Genomic DNA, 1,986 nt, shown 5'->3' with positions numbered 1-1,986 from the left:
GCTACCCCCTCGACCAGCTCCCCACGATGGGTGGCCTGGCCGCCACCGTGGTCGTCACCGCACCCGCCGACACCTTCACCGGCGACGGGCAGAAGGCGGGCCGCACCGAGGGCGGGATCGGGGTCTCACCCGGACAACTGATCCGCCTGGCGTGCGAGGCGAAGGTCCTGCCGGCGGTGCTGGACAGGGGTGGTCATGTCCTCGACCTCGGCCGCGCCCACCGGTTCCACAACGCCGCCCAACGCCTCGCGCTCATCATCGAGCAGAAGCAGTGCCAACACCCGGCCTGCGAAACCGCCGGGCCGTTCTGCCACGTCCACCACACCACCGCCTGGGCCCGCGGTGGCGAAACGAACACCCGCGACGCGGTCCTGCTCTGCCCCTTCCACCACCACCAGACCCACGCGACCGGCCAGACCTACCCGATGAGGACCTAGACGATCTTTGTTGGGGCCGAACGGTGGTGGCTCGAAGGCTCGTCATCCGACCCTTCGAGGAGACGTCACTGTGACGACCGAGTACCAGGCGGAGCCCGGCGCTGGCAGGATCGCCCCATGGCCGGTGAGGTGTTCGACTGCGAGATCCAGGCGCGACTGCGCGACATCAACCTCGGGGGTCACGTCGACAACGTCGAGGCCGTGCGGATCATCGACGAGGCGCGGATCATGTTCCTCCGCTACGCCCCGCTGACGACCGACGACTCAGCCGGCCTCCTGGCGGCCGTGCCCGCCGGGGTTTCGGAGCTGATGGGCGCGCAGCGCGTCGACTACCACGCCGAGATGCGCTTCACCCCGTTCAGGCCCTTCCTGCTGCGGCTGTGGATCTCGCACGTCGGACGCTCGTCGTTCAGCGTGTGCACCGAGATGCGCGTGGCTCCCGACCACCCGCCGGCCCTGGTGGCGGAGTCGACGCTGGTGCTGTGGGAGCAGGCCGGAGCCGCGTCGTGGCCGGTGACGGACGACGTCCGCGCCGACCTCGAGCGCTACCTCGCGCCGCCGGTGGCACTGCGCGAGCGTCGCTGACGCCCCGACCGGGGCCGTGTCAGCCGTCGACGGGCCCGGAGCCGTCGGCGGGCTCGAGGGTGAGGCTGACCGAGTTGATGCAGTAGCGGTCACCGGTGGGGGTGCCGTAGCCGTCGGGGAAGACGTGGCCGAGGTGCGAGCCGCAGCCGGCGCAGCGCACCTCGGTGCGCTTCATGCCCATCGAGGAGTCGTCGATGTACTCGATCGTGTCGGTCACCGGCTGGTAGAACGACGGCCAGCCGCACCCGGAGTGGAACTTGGTGTCTGACTCGAAGAGCGTGGCCTGGCAGGCCTTGCACTTGTAGACGCCCTTGGTCTCGGTGTCGGTCAGCTTGCCCACGAAGGCTCGTTCGGTGCCGGCCTTGCGCAGCACCTGGTACTCCTCGGGGGAGAGCTCGGCCCGCCACTGCTCGTCGGTCTTGTCCACGTCGTACGCCATGCCCTCGACCCTACGGGTGGCGGCCTGACGCGAAGGGGTGTGACGCCGTCGGAAGAGAGCCATGGCCCCAGCCTGCCAGGGCGACCCGCATGACGTGACTCACCCGTTAGGGCCTTGACGACCATCAGTAAACGACTGTTCACTCATCCCATGACTGACGTCACCACGCCGACCGGGTCCGGCGAGCGTTCGCGACTGTCCTGGGAGCGCATCCGCAAGGCGGCTGACAACCTCACCACGCCGCTGCTGCCCGACGACTACCTGACGCTGCTCAACCCGTTGTGGAGCTCTCGGGAGCTGCGCGGACGCGTCGAGAAGGTGGTCCGCGAGACCGACGACGCCGCCACCCTGGTCATCCGCCCCGGTTGGGGCTGGCACTACGACCACCGCCCCGGGCACTACGTCGGCATCGGCGTCCAGGTCGGCGGCAAGTACCACTGGCGCTCCTACTCGGTGAGCTCGCCGCCGGTGAAGACCGGGCGCACCCTGGCAATCACCGTGCGCGCGATGCCCGAGGGCTTCCTG

General features: G+C 69.6%; 3 protein-coding genes and 1 pseudogene. 3 read left to right on the top strand and 1 reads right to left on the bottom strand.

The window, feature by feature from the left end; translation table 11 throughout:
• A partial coding sequence (locus VOI19_RS18700) for an HNH endonuclease signature motif containing protein (protein ID WP_323794447.1) occupies positions 1-437 on the top strand: 437 nt, incomplete at its 5' end.
• 117 nt (positions 438-554) lie between these two features.
• Positions 555-1,022 (top strand): acyl-CoA thioesterase, encoded by a 468-nt coding sequence (locus tag VOI19_RS18695; RefSeq protein ID WP_323794446.1) that lies wholly within the window; start codon positions 555-557, stop codon positions 1,020-1,022.
• A gap of 19 nt (positions 1,023-1,041) precedes the next feature.
• Here VOI19_RS18695 and msrB read toward each other — a convergent pair whose 3' ends face one another.
• Positions 1,042-1,461, bottom strand: a complete 420-nt coding sequence (gene msrB, locus VOI19_RS18690) for a peptide-methionine (R)-S-oxide reductase MsrB (protein WP_323794445.1) — start codon at positions 1,459-1,461, stop codon at positions 1,042-1,044.
• Positions 1,462-1,611: 150 nt separating this feature from the next.
• Here msrB and VOI19_RS18685 point away from each other — a divergent pair.
• Positions 1,612-1,986 (top strand): annotated as a pseudogene (locus VOI19_RS18685) (ferredoxin reductase); the annotation flags it as partial.

This window comes from Nocardioides sp. (assembly GCF_034670285.1).
Classification (GTDB): domain Bacteria; phylum Actinomycetota; class Actinomycetes; order Propionibacteriales; family Nocardioidaceae; genus Nocardioides.
This window is presented reverse-complemented; position numbering and strand designations above follow the sequence as displayed.

Bases quoted from the DNA above. Each gene is read 5' to 3' on its own strand.
- VOI19_RS18695 (WP_323794446.1), top strand. From the start codon at position 555: ATGGCCGGTGAGGTGTTCGACTGCGAGATCCAGGCGCGACTGCGCGAC.
- msrB (WP_323794445.1), bottom strand. From the start codon at position 1,461: ATGGCGTACGACGTGGACAAGACCGACGAGCAGTGGCGGGCCGAGCTC.